The following is a 24,241-nucleotide window of genomic DNA, read 5'->3' as shown; positions in this document are numbered from 1 at the left end:
CGTTCTATCGAGCTTCCACCACCCTCGATTCGCTTTAAGTACTCCATAAGTTACTGTCCTCATCATCATGTTAGCAATATTTAATTCTTTTGATGAAAATGATTATAGTCAAAACAGAAGAAAAAATCAAGATTATCTCATTACTTTCCCTTATCTAGTGGGAACTTCTTGTTCTTCTAGACGTTTTAACTCCGTTGTATCGACGTCCATTTCCATTAGTGTATCCCAATCGTCGTTTCCTAAAAGATCTAATTGTGCTTCTATAAGCATCTTAAAACGGTTTCGGAATACTTTCGACTGCTTTTTCAACTCTTCAATTTCCATTGCGATTCTGCGTGCTTTTGTAAGTGACTCATTCACGATACGATCTGCATTCTTCTCCGCTTCACGGACAATTAATTTTGCTTCTTTTTGTGAATTTCTTCTCACTTCCTCGGCTGCTTCTTGTGCAACAATAATCGATTTATTTAACGTTTCTTCGATATTTGTAAAGTGACCTAGGCGTTCTGTCATGCCATATAGTTTTTCTTCTAATTCTTTCTTTTCACGTAAAATAATTTCATAGTCTTTAATGATTTGATCTAAGAATTCATTTACTTCATCTTCATCATAGCCTCGGAATCCTCGACTAAATTCTTTGTTATGTATATCTAATGGTGTTAACGGCATAAATAGCACCTCCAGCTAATTTTGCATTCTATTGATTTTGCATCAACAAGATTTCTTTAATTATAACTTTATTTCGACAATATGTGTGAATAATCCTCTTTTTTCTGTTTATTTTTTTACACCAACTGTTACTTTAATTTTGTCTTTTTTCGTATGTCCTTCTATGGCAACTATGGTTGATCGCCCTTTTCTCCTAACAGAAATAACATCTCCCGCTTCACAAACAAATGATACTTGATCCGTCTGTTGCCAATTTACCTTTACTAGCCCAGATTGAATATATTCAGCTGCTTTTTGTCTGGAAGTGGAGTAAATGTTAGAAACAATGACATCTAGCCTCAAAGAGCTTACTGTTAGTTTTTTCTCTTGCCACTCCTCTTTAAAACTGGGGATCTCAACCAAACTACATTCACTAACATCCACTTTTGTTTTTCCAACGGCATTTAATTGCAGTCTTACATAATCACTTACTTCATGGGCGACTATGCAATACCACACCTCTTCATGAAATAGGATATCTCCAAACTTTTCTCTTTTTAACCCTACATTCATTAATGATCCTAAAATTTGTCTATGTTCTATCGTTACAAATTTAGAGGGATATGTAATCTTAAATGCTTGTAATTGGTAGTCAGATTCTACAGGTTGATAGTAGCTCGGGTAAAGTAGCGCTCTTTTTCGTTCTAGCGTCTCATTACCGCCATGAAAATCTACTTTTACTTCTCCTTTTGTTCCTACCATCATTTGGACAATTTGCATTTGTCTCGGATCCAAAAAGTCTGTTAGTTTTGGTGCATATTGTATTTCTACTTGCTCTATCCATGAGGTTACTTTATCTATAAAAGGTGCTTCTTCTGGTCGAAAATGCTGATAAATAGAACTCATATATCCCTCTACTTTCTTCATAAACACATTTTAGTGTCATGATATAATGTTACATTTATTCGTCAAACTAGTCCGTAAAATAGTAATCAGGAAGTTCGTTATGGAAATGGACGTGAAAATTATAACCAAAAGAAAAAAGAAGGAATCTGGCGTATAGGAGCCTTCTTCCTTCTTTTTTTAGAACATTCTAAATACAGCCGCTACGCCTTCCATAGCAAAGTTTAATACTAAAATTGCAACGATAGGTGAAATATCAATCATACCAAGTGGTGGTATCACTTTACGAAACGGCTCTAAATATGGCTCGCAAATTCGCGCTAAGAATTGGCCAATCGCAGTTTCACGCGCTTGGGGAAACCATGACATTAGGATATAGCCAATTAAAGCATAAGAATAAAATCGTATTAATGTTAATATAATATTTCCAATTGCATCCATCTAGTAGTTCCACCTCATATCATTTGTTGTCTCATTTTGTACCCATTCTGTAATAGAACCAGATACTTCTACGTTGTCTGGAGAACATAAGAATATATCCATACCTATACGTTGAATATCGCCATCAATTGCATATACTGTACCACTTAAGAAGTCAACAATCCTTACTGCTTGGTCATGAGAGACACGTTGTAAATTAACAACAACCACCCTTTTACTTCTAAGGTGATCCGCAATCTCTTGAGCCTCTGCATACACTCTTGGTTCTAATAAAACCATTTTTGCTCCTGTTGCTTTTTGTACACTTTGTAGGTTCACAACGTTTTCCTTTCTAGCAGTTTGCTTAGACTTTATTTGTGGAATTGGTTCTTGAACTTTTGATTCTTCTGTTGCTTGTCTTGGTTGTTTTGGTTGTTCCACTTCTGTTTCATCAAGTTCTTCTTCATCTAACCAAAAATATGACTTGAATTTCGATTTAATTCCCATTTTTACTCCTCCTCACCTACTAATGAAGTACCAATTCTTATGTATGTCGCACCTTCTTCTATCGCTATTTCAAAATCATTAGACATTCCCATTGATAGTTCTTTACATGGTGCATGAGAGAATTCCATTTCTATTATCGTATCTCTTATTTCTCTTAATTGTTTAAAGCATTCCCTTAAAGTTGATTCATCGTTAGTATTTGGAGCCATTGTCATTAATCCAATTACTTTAACTTTAGGAAACTCTCTTAGTTTTTCGATAAAAGGAATTATTTCAGTTGGACTTAACCCATGTTTAGACTCTTCTGAAGAAACATTCACTTGTACAAAGCAGTTAACTGTGTGGAAAGATCTTTTTTCTATTTCCTTAGCGATAGAAATACGATCTAAAGAGTGAATGTAGTCTACACTACCAATAACTTCTTTCACTTTTCTAGATTGCAAGGTACCAATAAAATGCCATTCGAGCTGTTTCTCCTCTTTTAACACGTTTTGCTTAGCTAGCAACCCTTCAATTCTATTTTCACCAAGATGCTGTATACCAGCTTGAACTGCCTCTAGCGTTCTTTCATTAGAAACATACTTGGTTACCGCAATAACATGAATGTCTTTTCTATCTCTATTTGCACGCGTACATGCTTCCAAAATTCTTTTGTCGATAACAGCTTTTTTATCTTTTACTTGCATCTTTTACACCTTCCATCCAATAAAACTAAGCATTCTCCCCGTTGTCCCTTGATCTCTTCTATGAGAAAAGAATAAATCATCACAACAAGTGCAAAAATTTGTACGATAGATGAATGAAGGGTTAACTCCATGATTTATTAATTGTAGCTCGTTGATACCAGATAAATCGATGTGAAAATGACTTTCACTAGTTTGTTTAATAAGGTTGTTTCTATTTTTTGCATCAAGCCACGAATCCATTGCTTGAATGACCTTCGTATCAACCTCATAACAAGCAGAACAAATACCTGGTCCAATGACAACTTCCACTTCAGAAGGCTGAATTCCTTCTTTTTCCCACTCTTTCAGTAAATTAATTCCTATACCAGCTGCTGTACCTTTCCAGCCAGCATGAGCGAGACCTATTTTATTGCTGTTTTTATGTAAAAAATATAGCGGAATACAATCTGCGTAGGCAGAGGTTAATAAAATATTCTTTTCTTTTGTCCAGTATCCATCGATGTTAGGTAAAGCAGAAGTAAGTTCTGTAGCACCTTGTCCTCTATGGGAAGACTTTACTTCTAAAATACTTGCTTCATGTACTTGCTTTGCAGAGACCCAATCCTGCAATGGAAAATTCAACTTTAAAGATAACCTTTCTCTATTTGTTTTAACTGTTTTAGAGTCATCTTCCACATGAAATGCTAAATTGTTGGATTTAAAAGCTTGTTTTCCCACTCCGCCGTTTCTAGTTGTAAAGCCTGCTGTTAATCCTTCTACGTTACGCCATGGTTGTATGACGAAAAAAGATGGATCAGCTAAGTGAAACGTTTGATTCATCGTTATCACCAACTCATTTTTACATTCAGTTTACCATACCCAAATAGAAAAAACACATGAAATCCTTATTACAACTGGATTTCATGTGTTTAAATAGCATTTCAAGTCTTCACTGAATGTTTTTATTCATTTGTTTAATAGCTGCTTTTTCTAATCGAGATACTTGTGCCTGCGAAATTCCAATTTCATCAGCGACTTCCATTTGGGTCTTCCCTTGAAAGAAACGTTTCCTAATAATTAGTTTCTCTCGTTCATTTAACCTTCTAAGGCCTTCCATTAAAGCAATCTCTTCAATCCATTGAATATCACGATTTTTTTCATCACTGAGCTGATCCATGACAAAGATAGGATCTCCTCCATCGTTATAAATAGGCTCAAACAATGAAACAGGATCTTGGATAGCATCTAAAGCAAATACAATTTCTTCATGTGACACATCAAGCTCTTTTGCAATTTCTTCTGCAGTAGGTTCCTTAGAAGTTAAAGCCATTAAACGTTCTCTTACTTGTAGTGCTTTATAAGCAATATCACGCAATGATCTAGACACTCGAATTGGGTTATTATCACGTAAGTAACGTCTTATTTCTCCAATTATCATCGGTACAGCGTAAGTAGAGAATTTTACATTTTGTCCTAAATCAAAGTTATCAATAGACTTCATTAACCCAATGCATCCAACTTGGAATAAATCATCCACAAATTCTCCTCGATTGTTAAACCTTTGTATTACACTAAGAACAAGTCGTAAATTTCCGTTTACTAACTTTTCTCGAGCATACGTCTCACCTGATTGCATTTGACGAAATAACTCACGCATTTCCTCATTTTTTAATACAGGTAACTTCGACGTATCTACTCCACAGATTTCCACTTTGTTTCTTGTCATGATGTTTCCCTCCCACTAGGAGCTGATGTTCAAGGTCAGTATCTCCTTGGGAGGAATTTTTATGCAGTATGTCCAACATCAAACAAAAATCCAAGTCATTCTAATTCGTCCTTTTTTCTTGTTATATAAGGGGTTTTAAATAGAAAAAATATCTTGGAAAATTTTATATTGAGATAGAAATAATGTGTTTTTCGTTAACACTAGTCATTAAAAGTGGCTATGAAAAAACCAAAAGAGACTGCACAGGGATTTCCGCTCCAGGGGGACGCTTTCCACGGGGTGGGTTGCTGTATTGAAAAGCGGAAGGCGCGCGTTTAGATGCGGAAGCAAACTTGGAGGGACCGAGGGCTTGTACGTGAGGTACTGTCTTCTGCGTTGGTGACGTGATGTCACCGGTATTTAGCAGAAGGTCCCACAATTCAGCCACCACAGGGCCATCTGAGTTTGCCGAGCATCTGCGCACCTGGAGCTAGACATCGCTCTCGTCGCGGTAGTTCATGCTCCTGTGGGGTCTCAGTAACCCACCTTTCCCGTAGGAGTCGCCCCCTTCCGCTCCAATACCAAAGACTTATTATGTATAGGCACTAATTCTGCAGTTTTATAATATAAAACGTTCAAAAGGTACATTCGTTATTTCGAATGTACCTTTTCACTTTGGTCTCAGCCTCTTCTTTAAACCATTTTATTAAATTCTTTTTTCAAACGCTTGATAATTCTTTTTTCTAGGCGGGAAATGTATGATTGAGAGATACCCAGTAAATCGGCTACATCTTTTTGTGTCATCTCTTCCTGTCCTTGCAAACCAAAACGCAGCTCCATGATTTGTTTCTCTCTCTCCGTTAATTGATGTAGCGCATTAAACAATAGTTTACGATCTACATTCGCCTCTAAATCTTTTGTTATTATATCTTCTTCCGTACCTAACACATCTGACAACAGTAACTCATTTCCATCCCAATCGATATTTAACGGTTCGTCAAAGGAAACTTCCGACCGGATTTTATTATTTCTTCTTAAGTACATCAAAATTTCATTTTCAATACATCTCGATGCATATGTAGCAAGCTTAATTTTTTTCTCAGGATTAAACGTATTGACCGCTTTAATTAATCCAATAGTTCCAATACTAATTAAATCTTCTATATTTATCCCTGTATTTTCGAATTTCCTAGCGATGTAAACTACCAATCTTAAATTACGTTCAATTAAAAGAGATCTTGCTGTTTTATCCCCACCTGGCAATTTACCGAGCAATAATTCTTCTTCTTCTTTAGACAAAGGTGGTGGAAGTGCTTCGCTTCCTCCAATGTAGTATATCTCGTCAGACTTAATCCCTAATTTCATTAATAATTTTGTCCAAAAATACTGTAAACGTAAGCGCAATGTTTTCATGTTAACTCCCCCTTTAAGATAATGTGGCAATCATTTCTGTTTCTGATATCACCTGTGCTTCTTGGAACATTTTCTGATGTAAAATGACATCAAATTCTTTGTCTGCAGATAATGACCTCATGGTAAACACTAATAAAACGCGTTTAGCACGCATATATTCTTTTTCAGAGAGAATTTCTACCTCATCTGCCTTAAATCCAATTAATAACTGGTTTTGTCTACCTAACGATGTTGCCGGAATCATTCTAATTTTATCTTTTAGGGAATCGGATAACTCTTCTAAGTGATGTAATTGCTCGTCTTCTTGAGATACCCAATGAACAAATTCTTTTGGAAACAACTCTTTTGAATCTTTTATAGATACAACAATAACTGGTGTACCAGAAACGGGATCACACGCTTTATTACCAGTGTCTAATAATCCAGTCCCTTTCCAATGAAATTCTCCTAACGAAAGACTCACCGTAAATTTTTGGTCATGTTGAATTTTAGTTGTTTCTAATGTACGAACTGTTCCAGTTGAGAAAAACCAAACAAGAGGTAAAACCAGAATAATAAACAACCAACTTACTGGATCACCAAATCCCTTTTGGTTCGCTAAATGATATGCTGCTTGAAATGACAATTCGAAAGTAATCAAGTAGTGAATACCTAACAAAGCACCTCCTGCTAAAAATGTTGCTAAATAAAATGTAAAAAGTCTCTTAAGGAAGGTCTTTATTCTAGAACGACCAAAAGTAGCTAGTATCATAAGAAAAGATAAAGCAATTTTACTAGGTATACTTTGCGTCCAGTCTAATGAAGGAAAAAACGAGAATAGTACAATGGAAGATCCAATAAAACCACCTAACAAAATTCTTAAAACACCTATTTTCCGCTTCAAGAATCTAGCTGTCATCCATAGTAATAGGCTGTCCATCCCAAAGTTCAATACCCAGATAGCATCAGCGTAAATGGTCAATCCTTTTCACTCCTAAATTGAGTTGCCAAATTTACTAGTAGAAAGTGTATAGGTTTATCTTATTAAAATTGTATGGGAAATGCTGTCACATTATGAGAGAGTTTTTATGAAGTTTTTTAGAAGTTCGGGCGAATTCTGTCAGACTACTATTTTGAAGGTGCTAATATTGTCGGATTAGGAGAAGTAATTAATTTTGATTGCATAGGGATTTTGTATTGAATCATAATTTCTGTTTTTGAAATTATCCATAAAAAAAAACAGGTGAATCATATCAGAATCACCTGTTTTTTTTTATAATTTCCAATTTTTCGTTCTCTGCTAGTTCTTGAATTACATTAGCGACGACGGTTTCTGTTTCGTAGGAACGCTGGAATATCTAACGCTTCTTCTTGAGAAGATGAATTAGCAGCACGCGTTGGCTGTTCCACTGGCGCTTCCTCTCTAACAGGGGCAGCTTCTTGTCTTGTTTGTGTCTGACGAGCTCCACCCATGATGGTTTGCTTTCCACCTCTAGTTGAAGACATTTGAATAGCTTCTTCGTTAAAGCCTGTTGCGATAACAGTTACGACAATCTCATCTTTTAGGTTTTCATTAATAACAGATCCGAAAATCATATTTACTTCTGCATCTGAAGCATTTGCTACGATATCTGCGGCTTCTTGAACCTCATAAAGGCTAAGGTTTGTACCACCAGTGATATTCATTAGGACACCTTGTGCTCCAGTAATTTTTGTTTCTAGTAATGGAGAGGAAACAGCTTTTTTCGCAGCTTCTTCCGCACGGTTTTCACCAGTAGCTACACCAATACCCATTAGAGCAGACCCTTTGTTAGACATGATTGTTTTCACATCAGCAAAGTCAAGGTTGATTAATCCAGGAGTAGCAATTAAATCAGAGATACCTTGTACACCTTGTCGAAGAACATTATCCGCTTCACGGAATGCTTCAAGCATTGGAGTACTCTTGTCTACGATTTCTAGTAGACGATCATTAGGAATCACGATTAGTGTATCAACAGCTTCTTTCATTGCTGCGATTCCATTTGCTGCTTGTGTTTGACGCTTTCTACCTTCGAAAGTAAATGGTCTTGTAACAACACCAACTGTAAGTGCTCCAAGTTCTTTTGCAATCTGTGCGATTACAGGTGCAGCACCAGTTCCTGTTCCTCCACCCATTCCAGCAGTGACGAATACCATATCCGCTCCGCCTAAAACTTCCTCGATTTGCTCACGACTTTCTTCAGCTGCTTTTTTCCCAACTTCAGGGTTAGCACCTGCTCCAAGACCACGAGTTAATTTTGCACCAATCTGCATTTTCACTTCTGCTTTTGATAGGTTTAACGCTTGTGCATCTGTATTTACAGCAATAAATTCTACACCTTGAACTCCATGTTCAATCATTCGGTTTACAGCGTTGTTACCGCCACCGCCGACACCAATAACTTTAATTGTAGCTAATTGATCTAGATTCGTATCAAACTCCAACATGACTGATCCTCCTATTTCGTGATCATTACACGAACAAATCTTCTTTACTAATTAATCAAAAAAGTATCCTAACAATCTCTTCATTGCTGAAGGTTTATCGTCTTTTTCTTCATCTTGCATTGTGTTCTTTTGTTTTACTGGTTTCGTATTTTTATTTGATTTGACTTCCCCACTTTCAGAGTTTGGAGAAGTATTAACTGTTAAGGAAATACCTTGAAGCTTGGCCATTTGGTGAGCAAACAAGATCGTTCCTATACTAGTTGTGTATTCTGGTTCACGCACTCCAAGATAATCTGGAACTGCAGCTCTGGTTCGGTTTTTTAATACTTCTTGAGCTAAGTCCAATACACCGGGTAAGTTTACTACCCCACCTGTTAAAACAAACCCTCCAGGTAAGTCTCTTACATTTAACCTAGCAAGTTCGTCTTGAATAAAATAAAACAACTCTTCTAATCTAGCTTCAATCATATCAGCCACTTCGACTTGATTGAATTGTTGATGTTGATCACTTCCGACTTTAGGTACACTAAAATATACTTCGTCAGAAGCATCATCAACAAAGGCATGACCGTATTTTCGTTTTATTAACTCTGCTTCATCTTGAGATGTAGATAATCCTATAGCTAGGTCACTAGTAATTCTCTCTCCTCCAATTGGAATGGAGAAGGTATGTTGTAAATGCCCACGATAGAATAGGGAGACGGTTGTAGAACCTCCACCGATATCCACTAAAGCTACGCCATGTTCCCTCTCGTCATCTGACAGTGCCATCATTCCGGCACCTAATGGTTGAAGGACGATATCTAGCGTATTTAAACCTGCTTTCTCAACTGCACGAAGCATGTTATGTAACATCGTTTTAGATGTTAATGTAAGGAAGCCTTCTACTTCTAATCTTTTACCAGTCATTCCTCGCGGATCTAATATTTCATCAATTTCATCTACTAGAAATTGTTCCGGTACAAAGTTAATAATCTCTTTTTCCGGTGGAATAGAAATAATTTGTGCACCTTCTATAACCTTACCAATATCTTCACTAGTAATCTCGTGATTTTGTTCTGGTAATAAAAGTAAACTATCAGAAGGTTGTATAGTTGCTTGTGTAGCAGGTATGGTGACAATAACATCACGAATAGTTGCTCCAACTACTCTTTCCGCTTTTTCTACAGCTTTTCGAATAGATTGAACAGTAGCTTCCATATCTACTATTAATCCCTTTTTAATTCCTTGAGAACGAACATTTCCAACACCGATAATGGTCAATGAATCTTGTACCATCTCACAGAGTATCACTTTTACGCTGGATGTACCGATGTCTAACGAAATATAATATTCTTGGTTGTTCATTCTGCGGCACCTCCTTCACGCGCATGACCATGATCAAAAGATCATTATTCCTTTTAATATCTTTACATTAACATTTACTATCTAAATTTACTATTTGTCAGATAGTAGTATAACATATTTAACCAGTTACTAGTAAAAGAAGTTTAACTGATTAAAGAAAAATTGTTATAACTATGACTTTTCTAATTAATTCGACGTTTATAGAAATTATCCTGCTATTTTAACATCATTTTTCAACTTTTGAGGACCATTTTGTAATTGCTAGCCTTCTAATTACTGCTATATTTTGAAATAGTCGAACTCCAAAAGCAAATACAGCCGCTAAATATAAGTCTACACCAAGATGTACTCCTAGAAAAGCTAAACTTGCTGCTAAGATAATGTTAAAAAAGAAACCCGAAACAAAGACTTTATCATCATATACTCCTTGTAGATGGGCCCTTATACCTCCAAAAAGTGTATCTAAAGCTGCAAGTACAGCAATAGATAAATAATTAGAATATTGGTCAGGAACACTAATATCTGCGGAAAGGCCTAGTACAATTCCTATTATTAAACCTAAAATCGGCAGCCACATACTTTATTCTCCTTTTTCTTCTACTATTTCCATATGGCGAATTCTTAATGGTTGATTGTAAGCTGGAACTGTTAAACCGCGTTTTGGTTCATCAATTCTAACCGTTAAATTATCAATAAAAAAATCATCAATGACATTTGCAACACTAATTCGATTATAAAGTTCGTTTGCTGACTTCATATCACGTGTAAGTACTATAATAGTAAAAGGAAAAGATCGTAATGAATGGTTATCCACTTTTGTCTCTCCATTTATGTCTCTTATCACAGTAGTGTTGATGACTCTTTGTCCATCAATAGAAATTTCTTTCGCTTGATATAAATTCAACTCATTCACCAGTCGATCTAGTAATTCAGGAGTAATAGAAGGTGTAGTTTGACCAAATAGAAGCTCTTCTTTCAAAGGTTCAAATGTCAACATTATACCTGGTCCAGTTACCTCAGTAAGTCCTGCTTCTTTCTCTAAACTGTCTAACGTTTTACGTAATGCTTCTTCTTTGCTATCTACTCTTTCATTTTCAAATGTTTTAATATTTGACTCTACTGAGCTAACTTCTGCAAGAAGTTGTGATTGAATTGCTCGCTGTTCCGAAATAGCTTGTCTGAGTTCCCATATATCTCTTGTATCACGGATTTCTGGACTTTGAACGGAACGAAATTGGATAGCAACCATAAAGCCTATTAGTAAAGTTATAAGAGTGAAGCGTGTGCTAATTTTTCGTTTCATTCTAACTTCCCTTTCATCACATGATTATTTTAGGACTCACGAAAAACTGCATCAAAAGTCAAATTTTGATTTTGTTCTAATTTCACCACAATCTGATCATTTACTAATTGATCTTTCACTCCGCCTACTAAGTTTAAGGCAGAAAGTAAGACATCTGCATCCCCAATTGCCGAAATGACAAAAGGAGCCGGATGTTGTACACCATCTACTGTAATGACCGGTCCAGTGCAAACGATGTAGGATTGATGTGAAATTCTTTGTCCATTTATTGCAACTGCCGAAGCACCAGCTATGTATAATTCATTAATTACTTTAAATACATGCCTTTCATGTACAATATAATTATTAACATTAGGATCACTCGGATCATATTCCGCATCTTCTAAAGTAACATTTACACCTGCACCACTAATCTTCACTTTCCCAAGATACATCCTTAGTTTCTCTGCATCTTCCACCATATTTCTGTATACTTGTGTATCCTTGGAAAACTCTTGTTCCATCTCTCGTAAAGAATCTTGTTGTAGAAATAATTCTTGTTGTAATTGTCTATTCTTCTCTTGTATCCCGATTAAATCTGCTCTTAACTGTTCTTCTTCTAGGTATTGTCTGTTCGAAACAGGTGGTGCACCACTTAGTTTTTCCCTTGCCGCACTGTAAGAAAAGGCTAATATAAAACCTAATACAAGAGAGATAATAGCAAATATTACTTGTTTACTCGCTACTCTCTTCTTCATTAGTCCCCTCCCCTTCTACTTGAGGTGTTTCATACGATTTAAAGAACGTCCCAACTTCAAGGTCTATATACCCTCTAATATCAGGATTTAACTGATTAACAATCGTTGGATAATAATTTAACTTTTCACGAAATGTTAAAATCGATGCTCTAACTTCAAAACCATCGTTCATAAACATAGTAATATTATATGGATCTGTTTCACGTGGCGTAGACGTTATTTCTGAAATAGACGATCGCACGGATGAGTCTAATTTACTTAATTCTTCTACTAATTTCTCTCTAACAGCTTTATCCTTAAAGTTTGATAATAATGGGGCGTCAATCGCTTGAATTGCGTCACTACCTTTTGTTAAAGGTTGTCCAGTTTCTAGGATGGGGACAAATTCTGATTCTTCCATAACAAATGCTACAGGTCGATATTCCGTTACTGTAATAGTTAGTGTAGAAGGTAATTTACGCTCAATTATCGCATCTTTTATTTCTGGTTGTTCTTTCAGTTGTGTAATGACAGCTTCTTTTTTCATACTCCAAATACTGTCTCCAGGTGAAATAGCGATAGCACCCAAAATTTCCTCATCTGTTAAAAAAACATTCCCATTTATGTTAATTGCTTGAACACGACTAAAAGGGGATTGCAAATACGCAACCCCAACAATTAGTATGGAAAGAATCAATACCAAAACATAAAATCGTCGGTTAGCCCTTCTTCTACGTTGAACTTTTAATTTGGGTACGCGGTCTTCTAATTGCACTATTTTTTTCTCTGACATCCCGCGATTACACTCCCTCTACCCGTTAAATTAATATGGTGATTATTCTTTTGATTCTCTACCAATAATCTCTACTTCTGTATGCATCTCCACATCATGTTCTTCCTTAATTTTTCCTTTTATATGTTGAATTAAGTTTAACACATCTTGAGCTTTAGCACCGCCTGCATTCACAATAAAATTCCCATGCATATCAGATATTCTTGCCCCACCAACTTGATGACCCTTTAACCCACTAGATTCAACAAGTTGACCTGCGTATTTTGGAAGTGGATTACGGAAAATACTTCCAGCACAAGGATGATTCCAAGGTTGTGTATCTCTACGATAATCTTTATTCTTTTTCAGTTGGTCTGTAATCTCTGTTTTATCTCCTGGCTCTAAAAGTAATTCAGCCTCTAGTACAATTCCAGGTCTTTCTTGTTGTAAAACAGATGTTCTATAAGCAAACTTCATTTCGTCGTTTGTTAGCCATTCCATTGTTCCGTCTTCAAAAAGAATGTGTACTTTCGTAACAATCTGAGACATATCAGAACCATGAGCGCCTGCATTCATGTAGACCGCTCCACCAAGAGATCCTGGAATCCCTGCTGCAAACTCAAGACCTTTTAAGCCTTTCCTACTTAATTGAGTAGCTAAGACAATAAGGGAATATCCTGCGCCAACCACCATTTTATCCCCATTTTCCTCCAGGTGATCAATTCCTTTTCCTAACTTAATCACTACTCCTTCAATTCCACCATCGTGAACTAGAAGATTAGAACCTCTTCCAATAGCTGTCCATGGTGTGTTGTGTTTTCTTACAATCTCCATTACTTTTTTTAAAGACTGCAATGAATCAGGCTCAACTAGAATATCTGCTGGTCCTCCAACCTTCATAGTAGTGTGACTTGCTAATTCTTCATTTATTTTTACAATACCTACGTTAGCATTTTGAATTTCTTTCATCCATTCTTTCACAATAACAACTCCTAATTCAGACATTCCTTTTCTTAGACATTCAATGTATACAGGTCATTATACTAAAAAAATGCACGAAACACACTTTAGATCCTATAAGAATAGAAAAAATAGCTACTTCGATGGACAAATAGGAACATTTTTCATGTGTTTAGTATATTCTTTTTTAGATTGTCTGTGTTCTTACGTAATTTTTTATTGCTAAATTAAACCAAAAAGTTACTGCACCGGGATTTCCGCTTCAGCTGGACACGGCATCACTTTGCGTACGCTCCTGTGGGGTCTCAGTAACCCACCTTTCCCGTAGGAGTCGCCCCCTTCCGCTCCAATCCCAAAAAATATTCAATAAAAGCACTAATTCTGCAATATTATTAATTCAAATGCAGCGCAAAAAAGGTACATTCGTTTTTTCCGAATGTACCTTTTTTAGTATTGTCCCAACCTCTTTCGTACTACAGTTTTAAAGATGTACGTGATTTACAATTTAGCATATCGACTAACATTCAGTAGAACACCTACAGCCATTAGCATTAATGTCAAAGAAGAACCACCGTAACTCAAGAATGGTAGAGTGATACCTGTAACTGGCATCATCCCTGTCACAACACCTACATTGATCATTACTTGAATAGCTACCATAGAGATAATACCTATTGCAATAAAGGTACCATAGAGATCGGGTGCACCTAATGCTACCCTTACCCCTCTCCAAAGCAATACCCCAAACAGCAACAAGATGAGTGTGCCTCCAATGAACCCGAGTTCCTCTGCTAATATTGCAAATATAAAATCAGTTTGTGGTTCCGGTAAGTAAAAGAACTTTTGTCTACTTTCCCCTAATCCTAGTCCAAACAATCCACCTGGTCCAATAGCATATAGAGATTGGATAATTTGAAACCCGCTACCTAATGGATCAGACCATGGATCTAAGAAAGAGGTAATCCTCTTCATTCTGTATGGTGCAGAAAGTACTAATCCAACAAAACCAGCGACTCCCAGTAACCCAAGAAATGCGAAATGCGCGATTCTAGCACCCGCTACAAAGATCATAACTACGCATGTCCCAACCATTACAGTTCCTGTCCCTAAATCGGGCTGAAGCATGATCATTCCAAAAGCAAGAAAAACTAATCCTAAAGATGGGAATAGGCCTTTCTTCACTGTAATAATATGCTTTTGATTTTCTGATAAAAACTTGGCTAAAAAGGCAATCATCGCAAGTTTCATAAATTCAGAAGGCTGTATAGAAAAGGCTCCTACTCCAATCCAACTCGTAGACCCATTCCTTGTCATCCCTACACCAGGTATCAAAACGGCTACAAGTAGAATAAAGCAAATAATCACCAATACTTTTGACCACTTTCGCCACACCCAATATTCCACGTTCATAATGAAGAACATCGCGACGATTCCAACACCAGCAAAGAGCATTTGTCTTTTAGCAAAGTAAAAAGAGTCATTAAATTTGTAATCAGCCCAAACGGCACTAGCACTGTAAACCATAATGAGGCCAATCGCCAATAGCGTAAATGTTACTAGCAATAAAATAAAGTCTGGATTCGATTTTTTAAAGGGCATAAATGCGACACCTCGAGCAACAAATTAGCGCTCGCCCTGTTTGATCTTTGCGGACAAGCCCTTATTTCAGTTTATGCACCGCATCTATGAAAATATCACCACGAATCTCAAAAGTCTTATATTGATCCCAACTTGCACAAGCTGGAGAAAGAAGAATAGTATCATTTTCTTCTGATATTTCATAAGCAACAGGGACAGCCTTAGCCACATTATCGACACGTTGAATGTGTTTTATCCCCGCTTCTTTCCCAACGCGTTCAAGTTTTTCTGCTGTTTCTCCAAACGTAATTAACCCTTTTACATTTTTAAAGTAGGGAATTAGTTCATCAAATTCATTTCCTCGATCTAATCCTCCAGCAAGTAAAACAACAGGAGTGGTGAACCCTTCTAATGCACTTTTTGTTGCTAAAATATTGGTTGCTTTGGAATCGTTGTAGAATTTTCTACCTTGAATATCTGCTACGAATTGCGTTCGATGCTTCACACCATTAAATCTTCGAAGAACAGTTCTGACAGCTTCTAAAGAACTACCCCATGTTAAGGCAGCTGCAGTAGCAGCAAGAACATTTTCTAAATTATGTGTACCAGCTAAAGCAATCTCATCTATCGCTATCACTTCTTCATTCTTAAAGTACACGAAACCTCTATCAACATAAGCACCATCTACTTTTTTCTTTCTGCTAAAAGGAACTTTTTGAGCACCTGCACTTTGAACATATCGGTCTACATGTTCTTGATCCGCATTATAAACTACCCAGTCTTCCTCTACTTGATTAGAAAGTAAAGCAATTTTAGCTTGTTCGTATTCTTCTAGAGAAGCGTGGTAATCTAAGTGTGCCTCATAAATATTTGTGATGATTGCAATTCTTGGTCTAAACGTTTGAATCCCCATGAGTTGGAAAGAAGAAAGTTCCACTACCATCGTATCTTCACTCGTAGCGTCTTTTGCCACTTCCGAAGCCACAGTACCGATATTACCGGCAATCAACGGACGCTTATTTGATTCTACTAACATCTCAAATAATAGAGTAGTTGTAGTGGTCTTGCCATTTGTACCTGTAATTCCAATGATTGGAGCTTCTGATACTTGGTAAGCCAGTTCTACTTCTGTAATTACTGGAATTCCTTTTTCAACTGCTTTTTGAATCATTGGATTGTTATATGGTATGCCAGGATTCTTTACAACTAATTCAAAACCCTCTTCTAACAGTTCCACAGGGTGATGGCCACAAATAACAGTAATTCCTTTTTCTAATAAGGATTGAGCATCATGGTTTTCGGAAAAAGGCTTAAAGTCGTTTACGGTTACAAATGCTCCTAACGAATGTAATAAGGTAGAAGCGCTAACGCCACTTTTCGCTAAACCCACAACTAAGACTTTTTTATGTGTATATTCGCTTATCATTTTCATTGTTTACACCCACACTTCAATATAAATACCTAAAGCTGCTAATAGTAAACCAACTACCCAAAAAGTCACAACTACTCTCCACTCAGACCATCCTACTAATTCATAATGATGATGAAGTGGTGCCATTCGAAACACTCTTTTTCCTGTTAACTTAAATGAAGCAACTTGAATGATAACGGATAATGTTTCTATGACAAAAACTCCACCAATTAAAATTAGTAAAATTTCCAGTTTAGTTAAAATAGCAATTGCAGCGATTGCTCCACCTAAAGCTAACGAACCTGTATCTCCCATAAAGATCTTGGCTGGATTAGCATTAAATACTAAGAAACCTAAAACAGCACCTACCACTGCAATAGAGAAAATAGCAACATCCAACTGACTTGCATTCCAGGCTAATACTGCAAAAGCACCAAATGCAACAGCAGAAGTACCAGAAACAAGACCATCTAATCCGTCTGTTAAGTTTACTGCATTTGAGAATCCAACTAGCCAAAAAATAATTAGCAGACTATACAGCCATCCAAGGTCAAATGAAATTTCCGTTAAAGGGATACTTATAGTAGTATCAAACCCTGTTTGTTTTAAAACCAAGAAAAAGATGACGGATATTATTATCTGTCCAAACAACTTTTGCTTAGAAGTTAAACCTAAGTTTCTTTTTAGTACTACCTTAATAAAGTCATCTAAAAATCCTAACAAGCCGAATCCAACTAATACCAATAATAGAATCATTGTGTGTGCACTTAAGTCTGTAAATTTCCCTGTCATAACAATGGTAGTTAAGACAATGGAAAGAATAAAAACAATGCCCCCATTGTAGGAGTACCAGATTTCTTTTGATGTGACTTAGGTCCTTCTTCTCTAATACTTTGTCCGAATTTTAATCTTCTTAAGAACGGAATAAAGAAAGGAGATAAGACAACTGTTACTAAGAATGCCATTACTAATGTGAATATCATAACTTGTTCAAGCATGTGTCTTCTCCTTTCTTTGCTTCATGTTTGTTCGTTCAATACAAATCATTTCTAATCCCTCATATCTACTTAGTATCTTATGTGACTGTCCTACTTGGAAGAAGTCATTTATTTTTTTGAGTAAAAACTACTGCTTCTTTGGAAACTTCTCGATCATCGAAGTTTGTTCTAACCCCATTTATTTCCTGATACGTTTCATGTCCTTTACCTGCAATTAAGATAATGTCTCCAGGATTAGCTAGTGAGATTGCTTTTTCAATCGCTTCTTTTCTATCTACTATGACAGAAGCATTATCCTTTGTCACACCAGGTAACATTTCCTCTAAAATTACTTCGGGGTCTTCTGTTCTTGGGTTATCAGAAGTTAAGATGACTTTAGATGAAAGGTCACTTGCAACCTTTGCCATTTTTGGCCTTTTCGTACGATCACGATCTCCACCACAACCTACAACAGTAATAATTTGTTGTTTTGCAAATGAATTAATAGTAGATAAGACATTTTCTAAGCTGTCTGGAGTATGGGCATAATCTACAATAATAGTAAAGTCTTGCCCTGCATTCACTAATTCGAATCTCCCAGGTACACCTTTCACCTCACCAAGTGAAACAATCATCTCATCTAGGTCATATCCTAATGCATAACCTGTTGCCAGAGCCGCTAAAACATTATAGATAGAGAATAACCCAACCATTTGGATAGTGACTCTTTTTGTACCTTCAGGTGAATGAAGAGTGAATTTTGTACCTGTATTAGACGTTTGAATGTTAGTTACAGAGAAGTGTGCACGTTTGTCTTCTAAACTGTATGTAAAAACAGGGACAGCTGTTGCTTGTAACATTATCTCAGCGTAGTCGTCGTCAAGATTAATAACTGCATACTTCAATGGTTTTTTATATGCGTTCCCTAGTTGGGAGAAAAGAAGAGATTTTGCATGAGCATACTCCTCCATTGTTCCATGGTAGTCTAAGTGGTCTTGGGTCAAGTTAGTGAAAACAGCAACATCAAAATCACAACCATGAACTCTACCTTGTACTAATGCATGGGAAGAAACCTCCATAGCAGCTACCGTTACATGTTCTTCTTTCATTTCTAAAAATGTCTTTTGCAACGTTACGACATCTGGAGTCGTGTGGGTGGAAGGAAGTACTTTCTCACCGATTTTACGATACATGGTTCCTAATAACCCTGTTTTCTCTCCACGATCTTTCGCAATCTTTTCAATTAAGTGAGTTACTGTCGTCTTACCATTTGTTCCAGTTACTCCCACTAAAGAAAAAGAAGAAGTTGGAGAGTTGTAAAATGTATCTGCTAGTATGCTTAAGGAACGGCTAGAGTCATTCACCATGATTACCGGTACCGTAGCATCGACTTCTCTCTCTGCTACAATAGCTACCGCTCCATTTTCAATAGCTTTTCCTACAAAGTTATGCCCATCGACTGTTAATCCATTAACACATACAAATAAGCTCCCACTTTGTACCTTTCTAGAATCATGTTCAATACTTGTTATATTAATATTGTCACCTTCAAAGCGAACACCAGGAAGGGATTGTACAAGTTCATGAATATTCATTTAAAACGTCCTTTCAAAAAATAAATCATACCAACTTCCATTTTATCGAAAAATAAGGGGAGATGCTATGAAAATCACCATCTCCCCTTGAAAATATCTCTCTTGACCTATATTAGAAAAATTGAAAACGCATTCCTACTAATTTTCTCCTAAGAATACCCTTACTGTTGATCCAGCTGCTACTTTCGTCCCTGCGGATGGACTTTGTGAAATGACCTTTTCACCCACACCTGATGCGTCTAATTTTAGATCCCAAAATTGTTGAATGATTTCTTTTTTTGTCATTCCAGTTAAATCAGGCACTTCAATAGTAGGAGGGTCAATGGGTGACGGAACTTTTTCAATTTGATCCTTCCTTGGTTTTACATTTAAAGCCATCATACTATCCTCAATAATGTTCCCAACAATTGGAGCTGCTACTACTCCACCAAATTGAACAGTTCCTTTAGGATTATCAACTGCAACATATACGACAATTTGAGGGTCATCCGCTGGTGCAAAACCAATAAATGAAACAATGTGGTTATTTTCTAAATATCTACCATTTACTGCTTTTTGGGCTGTTCCTGTCTTTCCACCTACACGATACCCTTCCACAAACGCACCTTTACCTGTACCTTGTGCAACAACACTCTCTAATGCGTAGCGAATCTCTTTAGAGGTTTCCTCTGAAATGACTTTCCTTTTTGCGACTGGTGATTTCTGCATAACTGTTTCACCAGTTCTAGGATCCGTCAATTCTTTGGCAACAAACGGTTGATACAACGTTCCACCGTTTACTGCAGCTGCTACTGCTGCAACTTGCTGAATTGGTGTAACAGCTACACCTTGACCAAATGCGGTAGTTGCTAGCTCGACAGGACCAACTCTATCTAACTTAAATAGAATACCGCTTCCTTCTCCTTGAAGGTCAATTCCTGTTTTTTCTCCAAAACCAAAGTCATGAATATAGTCAAAAAGTTTCTCTTTACCTAAACGCTGTCCTAACTCAACAAAACCCGGGTTACAAGAATTTTGCACAACTTCTAAGAATGTTTGTGTGCCGTGGCCCCCTCGCTTCCAACAATGAAGTGTAGCACCTGCCACTTCAACATAACCTGGGTCATGAAACTTTTCTTTTTCTAAATCTACTTTACCTTCTTCAAGAGCTGCAGCTAAAGTTATTATTTTAAATGTCGACCCAGGCTCATACGTCGACCAAATCGGTAGATTTCTATTATAAATATCAGGCGATACATCTCTAAAATTACTAGGATTAAATGTTGGACGGCTAGACATCCCTAATATTTCTCCTGTGTTAGGATCCATAGCAATCGCAACTGCCCCGTCAGGATTATATTTAGCAGTGGCTAAATCTAGTTCTCTTTCAATAATGGTTTGTACATTGGTGTCTATAGTTAAGCCTAAATTCAGTCCATCTTTTGGTTCTTCATAATCATCTGTCATTCCAGGCATTTTCTCTCCCTTAGCAGTCGAGTATATTTGAACACTCCCCACTTCTCCACTAAGTTCCTTATCATATTCTAATTCAAGACCCATTAAACCTTGATTATCTATACCAGCAAAGCCTAGTACATGAGAAAGGTAACTCCCATTAGGATAATATCGAGTGGAGTCTTCCGCTACATAGACCCCTTCAATGTCTAGATTTTTTATTTTTGTGGCTAGTTCGTAGGAAATCTTTCTCCCTGATTTTAATCGAATATTTGATTCTTTCTTTGTTATCTCCTTATAGATCTCTTCTTTAGACGCCCCTAATATTGTAGCAAGAGCATCCGCTGTCGAAGCTGGATCTTTCACTTGTCTTGGTACAACATAAACGGTAGGTGAACTTTGATTGGTGGCTAATTCTACACCATTTCTATCAACAATTTTTCCTCTTTCTGGTTCAAATTTTATATTCCTTCCCCAAAGATCACGCGCACCGTCCATCAGCCAGTCACCTTTCACCAATTGCACAAAACCTAGTCGAATATCAATAATAGAAAAAATTAATAATCCTGCTAATAACACAAAGGCAAGTCTTTTTCTCACTGTAACATTAGACACTCTTTTCGCCATTCGTACGTACCTCCCTTACCCATTCTTTAGAATGTATGCTTGTACCATTGTGAGTTAGAACGGTATTTTTGTGGTAAATCATATAGTAAAACTTAGAGTTACAAAAACAAACACCAAAGTGACTGCATGTAGCAATTTATAAAGCAATCAAATACCTTTAACATAAAAAAACAGGTGCATTTTATAAGAACGCACCTGTTTATCTATGTTCTCTTAATCTATTTTTAATAGAGATAAGATTATTTATATTTAGTTTAAAGGTGCATCCTCTTCCGGTTCCTTCGGTTCTCTATTTTCTTCTTTAATTATTTGTTCTTGCGTATTAAAGTTGACTACCAAAGGATCTCCTTCTTTTACTGGAGAATTAGGCTTTAAACTTTGTTTAACAGCATACCCTTGTCCCACAAAATTAAAAGGTAATTCGGCAATCTCCGCTACTTTCAACACATCTCTTTTAGACCAACCAATCATATCGGGAACAGATAAATCACCGTCTGTTCTTAGTATGACTTTGCCTCCTGCTAAAATCTTCTCTCCTTCAACAGGTAATTGATGTGTCACTTTTGAGCCATTACCTATAATAATTGTTTGAACCCCTTCTTCACCTAGTTGTTTTTGGACATCCGTTACTTTGTTTCCTTCAAAGCTAGGTAATTCAATCGTTTTCGCGGCTTTTGCAGTAGTGGGAGTAATAGTCAAATATTGTAGACTATTTTTCATTACTGGATTAAATATTTTAGAAACTGGTACAGCACCATTTTCATATTTTTCATCGTCTAAATTTGGTTGTTGCACCATCACATACATAATTAGCTCTGGGTCTTCAGCTGGAGCTGTTCCCATAAATGAAAAGATATAATTATCCCAACCTTTCATGTAACGATTAGTAGAGGGATCCCATATCTGCGCTGTACCTGTTTTACCAGCAACGGAATATCCATCTAATTGATACGCTTTCCCTGTACCAGCTTCAGAAGAAACAACCGTCTCCATGATATCTAACGTCTTTTTTGCAGTTTCTTTGGAAATTGGCGTATCAACAACAGTTGGTTTTGTTTCTTTCACCTTTTGGGTATAAGGGTCCACAATACGATCTATTAGATAAGGTTTCATCATTTTTCCGTTATTTGTAATAGCCGTCATTGCTTGTACCATCTGTAAAGCATTAACGGTTGTACCTTGTCCAAACGCAGTTGTAATTCTATCTAACTCATAATTGTATACAATTGAACCTGATGCTTCTCCAGGTAGCTCAATTCCTGTTGGAACACCAAATCTAAATTTATCTAAATATTTTCTAAATGTTTCATGTCCCATATTATTTAGTAGATTAGCCATGGCTACGTTAGAGGAACGTTGAAAACCTTCCAAATAGGTAATCTCTCCCCAACCACGTCCACCATTATGATCTCTGATTCTATCGCTACCAATCTGGTATGTACCTGATTTATACGTTGCATTACCATTAAAACTATCTTCTTCAATAGCAGAAGCTAGAGTAAAAATTTTCATTGTAGAACCTGGTTCAAAGGAGCTTTCTATTACTTCATTGTGCCACGAATTGTTTATTCCATCCCTTGTATTTGCTTCAAAAGTGGGACGCTGCGCTAATCCTACGACCTTTCCTGTCTTCGCTTCTGCCACTATTGCCATCATTTTGACTGGCTCATATTCTTGTTGTACTTGATTCATAGCATCTTCTAAAAATGTCTGAATGTGCTTATTTAATGTCATGTAAATATCTTTTCCGTCTTTTGGCTCTTCCAAAAGTTCTTCGGAATTTGGAAGGATGATATTCCATGCATCCGCTTGAAAATTATATTTCCCATCAACACCTGTTAACATGTCGTTATATGTTTGCTCAATCCCCATTTGACCTATATATTCTATCTCACCATCTTTATTTTCTTTAGGTTGTGCATACCCAATTAAGTGAGAGGAAAAGACTCCGTTAGGATAAAATCTTTTTGCATCTCTAATAAAGTTGATACCGGTTATATTAAGTTCCTCAATTTGTTTGCGTTGCTCTGGTGTTAAATCTCTTCCAGCAGATCCAAATTCAATTTGCTTCTTATCACTTGATAACCTATTGTATAGGTCTTCCCTTTCCATATCTAATATTGGAGCGAGTTTGTCAGCAGTATCCGCAGGATCTTCTACATGACGATTTTCCAAGGATTTATCTAGAACTGCTACGATTTTATAAGAATATGTATCTTCCGCAATCACTTCACCATTTTCATCATAAATGGTACCTCGTTTTGCATCTATGGTTTCCATTCTCTTATAAAGACGTTCAGCCCCTTCAGCAAGGATTCTTCCATCTACTTCTCCTGTCACTTGAATGAATATAAATCTCCCGAATAAAAGAAAAAAGAGCGCAGAGAAAAAAATTGCTAGTCCCATTGCTCCTTTATTCATACCTGGTCGTTTGTTCATGGTTTTTCCACGACCTTTACATTATTTTCATTTATTTCAAGACCACTAGCCTTTGCTTTTTCCCATATTCTTTCGTATGTACTTAATTCACTAACTTCAATCTTTAAATCAGTATTTACTTTTTCTTGTGCAGCGATTTCACTTTTCGTCTCTTGGATTGCTGCGTTTGTTTCATATACAGAAGAAGAAACCGCGACTACTTTCGTGCCAATCACGGCAAAAAACACAAGGAATAATACAAGCAGAACCCCTTCACCAGGTGTTATTCCTTTTTTCACTTTAGGTATGGAAACAGATTTAGTTAACTTTGTTTGTTGTTCGACTGGTTGTGAGTATGTATCTATATGTTTTGCCGCTGAATTTTTCACGATTA

At 36.7% G+C, this 24,241-nt stretch carries 22 protein-coding genes, 1 pseudogene and 1 other annotated feature (1 of these 24 cut by a window edge); all 23 genes and pseudogenes read right to left on the bottom strand.

Annotation, left to right across the window (positions count from 1 at the left end):
* Positions 1–75, bottom strand: a binding site (T-box leader) (it extends 139 nt beyond the left edge of the window).
* Between the two features lie 75 nt (positions 76–150).
* The 23 genes and pseudogenes from G8O30_RS04520 to ftsL all read right to left on the bottom strand — a co-directional run bounded on the left by G8O30_RS04520 (position 151) and on the right by ftsL (position 24,236).
* Positions 151–669, bottom strand: a complete 519-nt coding sequence (locus tag G8O30_RS04520) for a DivIVA domain-containing protein (RefSeq protein ID WP_239673798.1) — start codon at positions 667–669, stop codon at positions 151–153.
* Positions 670–777: 108 nt separating this feature from the next.
* A complete protein-coding gene (locus tag G8O30_RS04515) occupies positions 778–1,554 on the bottom strand; it encodes a YlmH family RNA-binding protein (RefSeq protein ID WP_239673797.1) in 777 nt (258 codons plus the stop codon).
* A gap of 177 nt (positions 1,555–1,731) precedes the next feature.
* On the bottom strand, positions 1,732–1,992 hold the full coding sequence (locus G8O30_RS04510) for a YggT family protein (RefSeq protein WP_239673796.1): 261 nt from the start codon (positions 1,990–1,992) through the stop codon (positions 1,732–1,734).
* Positions 1,993–2,478 carry a cell division protein SepF gene (locus G8O30_RS04505; RefSeq protein ID WP_239673795.1) on the bottom strand — a complete coding sequence of 162 codons (486 nt, stop codon included), beginning with the start codon at positions 2,476–2,478 and terminating at the stop codon, positions 1,993–1,995. It lies immediately after the preceding gene.
* A gap of 2 nt (positions 2,479–2,480) precedes the next feature.
* Positions 2,481–3,164, bottom strand: coding sequence for a YggS family pyridoxal phosphate-dependent enzyme (locus G8O30_RS04500; RefSeq protein ID WP_239673794.1), 684 nt, complete (start codon positions 3,162–3,164; stop codon positions 2,481–2,483).
* A gap of 3 nt (positions 3,165–3,167) precedes the next feature.
* A complete protein-coding gene (gene pgeF / locus G8O30_RS04495; protein WP_239673793.1) occupies positions 3,168–3,983 on the bottom strand; it encodes a peptidoglycan editing factor PgeF in 816 nt (271 codons plus the stop codon).
* Between the two features lie 109 nt (positions 3,984–4,092).
* Entirely contained in the window at positions 4,093–4,869 is a 777-nt protein-coding gene (sigG, locus tag G8O30_RS04490) for an RNA polymerase sporulation sigma factor SigG (RefSeq protein WP_239673792.1), read from the bottom strand.
* A gap of 672 nt (positions 4,870–5,541) precedes the next feature.
* Positions 5,542–6,261: an RNA polymerase sporulation sigma factor SigE gene (gene sigE, locus G8O30_RS04485; RefSeq protein ID WP_239673791.1), complete on the bottom strand. Its 720-nt coding sequence runs from the start codon at positions 6,259–6,261 to the stop codon at positions 5,542–5,544.
* A 13-nt stretch (positions 6,262–6,274) separates the two neighbouring features.
* Positions 6,275–7,222 carry a sigma-E processing peptidase SpoIIGA gene (spoIIGA, locus tag G8O30_RS04480; protein WP_239673790.1) on the bottom strand — a complete coding sequence of 316 codons (948 nt, stop codon included), beginning with the start codon at positions 7,220–7,222 and terminating at the stop codon, positions 6,275–6,277.
* A gap of 335 nt (positions 7,223–7,557) precedes the next feature.
* Complete coding sequence (gene ftsZ, locus G8O30_RS04475) at positions 7,558–8,709, bottom strand: cell division protein FtsZ (RefSeq protein ID WP_239673789.1); 1,152 nt, start codon at positions 8,707–8,709, stop codon at positions 7,558–7,560.
* A 51-nt stretch (positions 8,710–8,760) separates the two neighbouring features.
* A complete protein-coding gene (gene ftsA, locus G8O30_RS04470; protein WP_239673788.1) occupies positions 8,761–10,056 on the bottom strand; it encodes a cell division protein FtsA in 1,296 nt (431 codons plus the stop codon).
* Positions 10,057–10,282: 226 nt separating this feature from the next.
* The gene (locus tag G8O30_RS04465; RefSeq protein WP_239673787.1) at positions 10,283–10,633 is read right to left on the bottom strand and encodes a small basic family protein; all 351 of its coding nucleotides are present in this window, start codon (positions 10,631–10,633) and stop codon (positions 10,283–10,285) included.
* 3 nt (positions 10,634–10,636) lie between these two features.
* A complete protein-coding gene (locus G8O30_RS04460; protein ID WP_239673786.1) occupies positions 10,637–11,359 on the bottom strand; it encodes a DUF881 domain-containing protein in 723 nt (240 codons plus the stop codon).
* A 29-nt stretch (positions 11,360–11,388) separates the two neighbouring features.
* Positions 11,389–12,096, bottom strand: a complete 708-nt coding sequence (locus G8O30_RS04455; RefSeq protein WP_239673785.1) for a DUF881 domain-containing protein — start codon at positions 12,094–12,096, stop codon at positions 11,389–11,391.
* A complete protein-coding gene (locus tag G8O30_RS04450; RefSeq protein ID WP_239673784.1) occupies positions 12,074–12,868 on the bottom strand; it encodes a cell division protein FtsQ/DivIB in 795 nt (264 codons plus the stop codon). Before G8O30_RS04450 ends, G8O30_RS04455 begins: the two co-directional genes overlap by 23 nt.
* A gap of 42 nt (positions 12,869–12,910) precedes the next feature.
* On the bottom strand, positions 12,911–13,816 hold the full coding sequence (gene murB / locus G8O30_RS04445) for a UDP-N-acetylmuramate dehydrogenase (RefSeq protein ID WP_420844611.1): 906 nt from the start codon (positions 13,814–13,816) through the stop codon (positions 12,911–12,913).
* A gap of 489 nt (positions 13,817–14,305) precedes the next feature.
* A complete protein-coding gene (gene spoVE, locus G8O30_RS04440; RefSeq protein WP_239673782.1) occupies positions 14,306–15,406 on the bottom strand; it encodes a stage V sporulation protein E in 1,101 nt (366 codons plus the stop codon).
* A gap of 61 nt (positions 15,407–15,467) precedes the next feature.
* Positions 15,468–16,817 (bottom strand): UDP-N-acetylmuramoyl-L-alanine--D-glutamate ligase, encoded by a 1,350-nt coding sequence (gene murD, locus G8O30_RS04435; RefSeq protein WP_239673781.1) that lies wholly within the window; start codon positions 16,815–16,817, stop codon positions 15,468–15,470.
* Between the two features lie 3 nt (positions 16,818–16,820).
* A pseudogene (gene mraY / locus G8O30_RS04430) lies at positions 16,821–17,794 on the bottom strand (phospho-N-acetylmuramoyl-pentapeptide-transferase).
* Between the two features lie 104 nt (positions 17,795–17,898).
* The gene (locus tag G8O30_RS04425; RefSeq protein WP_239673780.1) at positions 17,899–19,368 is read right to left on the bottom strand and encodes a UDP-N-acetylmuramoyl-L-alanyl-D-glutamate--2,6-diaminopimelate ligase; all 1,470 of its coding nucleotides are present in this window, start codon (positions 19,366–19,368) and stop codon (positions 17,899–17,901) included.
* 138 nt (positions 19,369–19,506) lie between these two features.
* A complete protein-coding gene (locus G8O30_RS04420; RefSeq protein ID WP_239673779.1) occupies positions 19,507–21,429 on the bottom strand; it encodes a stage V sporulation protein D in 1,923 nt (640 codons plus the stop codon).
* A 249-nt stretch (positions 21,430–21,678) separates the two neighbouring features.
* The gene (locus G8O30_RS04415) at positions 21,679–23,868 is read right to left on the bottom strand and encodes a penicillin-binding protein (RefSeq protein ID WP_239673778.1); all 2,190 of its coding nucleotides are present in this window, start codon (positions 23,866–23,868) and stop codon (positions 21,679–21,681) included.
* Positions 23,865–24,236 carry a cell division protein FtsL gene (gene ftsL, locus G8O30_RS04410; protein ID WP_239673777.1) on the bottom strand — a complete coding sequence of 124 codons (372 nt, stop codon included), beginning with the start codon at positions 24,234–24,236 and terminating at the stop codon, positions 23,865–23,867. The genes G8O30_RS04415 and ftsL overlap by 4 nt, the downstream gene beginning before the upstream one ends.
* Between the last annotated feature and the right edge of the window lie 5 nt (positions 24,237–24,241).

Source organism: Mangrovibacillus cuniculi (assembly GCF_015482585.1).
Taxonomy (GTDB): domain Bacteria; phylum Bacillota; class Bacilli; order Bacillales; family R1DC41; genus Mangrovibacillus; species Mangrovibacillus cuniculi.
Note: the sequence above shows the minus strand (reverse complement) of the source record. Positions and strands in the feature narration are given on the sequence as shown.

Coding starts and splice junctions, on each gene's coding strand:
- G8O30_RS04510 (WP_239673796.1), bottom strand. CDS start 1,992: ATGGATGCAATTGGAAATATTATATTAACATTAATACGATTTTATTCT.
- G8O30_RS04465 (WP_239673787.1), bottom strand. CDS start 10,633: ATGTGGCTGCCGATTTTAGGTTTAATAATAGGAATTGTACTAGGCCTT.
- murD (WP_239673781.1), bottom strand. CDS start 16,817: ATGAAAATGATAAGCGAATATACACATAAAAAAGTCTTAGTTGTGGGT.
- G8O30_RS04460 (WP_239673786.1), bottom strand. CDS start 11,359: ATGAAACGAAAAATTAGCACACGCTTCACTCTTATAACTTTACTAATA.
- G8O30_RS04425 (WP_239673780.1), bottom strand. CDS start 19,368: ATGAATATTCATGAACTTGTACAATCCCTTCCTGGTGTTCGCTTTGAA.
- ftsA (WP_239673788.1), bottom strand. CDS start 10,056: ATGAACAACCAAGAATATTATATTTCGTTAGACATCGGTACATCCAGC.
- sigG (WP_239673792.1), bottom strand. CDS start 4,869: ATGACAAGAAACAAAGTGGAAATCTGTGGAGTAGATACGTCGAAGTTA.
- G8O30_RS04505 (WP_239673795.1), bottom strand. CDS start 2,478: ATGGGAATTAAATCGAAATTCAAGTCATATTTTTGGTTAGATGAAGAA.
- G8O30_RS04520 (WP_239673798.1), bottom strand. CDS start 669: ATGCCGTTAACACCATTAGATATACATAACAAAGAATTTAGTCGAGGA.
- ftsZ (WP_239673789.1), bottom strand. CDS start 8,709: ATGTTGGAGTTTGATACGAATCTAGATCAATTAGCTACAATTAAAGTT.
- G8O30_RS04420 (WP_239673779.1), bottom strand. CDS start 21,429: ATGGCGAAAAGAGTGTCTAATGTTACAGTGAGAAAAAGACTTGCCTTT.
- sigE (WP_239673791.1), bottom strand. CDS start 6,261: ATGAAAACATTGCGCTTACGTTTACAGTATTTTTGGACAAAATTATTA.
- G8O30_RS04500 (WP_239673794.1), bottom strand. CDS start 3,164: ATGCAAGTAAAAGATAAAAAAGCTGTTATCGACAAAAGAATTTTGGAA.
- G8O30_RS04415 (WP_239673778.1), bottom strand. CDS start 23,868: ATGAACAAACGACCAGGTATGAATAAAGGAGCAATGGGACTAGCAATT.
- murB (WP_420844611.1), bottom strand. CDS start 13,816: ATGAAAGAAATTCAAAATGCTAACGTAGGTATTGTAAAAATAAATGAA.
- G8O30_RS04515 (WP_239673797.1), bottom strand. CDS start 1,554: ATGAGTTCTATTTATCAGCATTTTCGACCAGAAGAAGCACCTTTTATA.
- G8O30_RS04450 (WP_239673784.1), bottom strand. CDS start 12,868: ATGTCAGAGAAAAAAATAGTGCAATTAGAAGACCGCGTACCCAAATTA.
- G8O30_RS04455 (WP_239673785.1), bottom strand. CDS start 12,096: ATGAAGAAGAGAGTAGCGAGTAAACAAGTAATATTTGCTATTATCTCT.
- spoVE (WP_239673782.1), bottom strand. CDS start 15,406: ATGCCCTTTAAAAAATCGAATCCAGACTTTATTTTATTGCTAGTAACA.
- pgeF (WP_239673793.1), bottom strand. CDS start 3,983: ATGAATCAAACGTTTCACTTAGCTGATCCATCTTTTTTCGTCATACAA.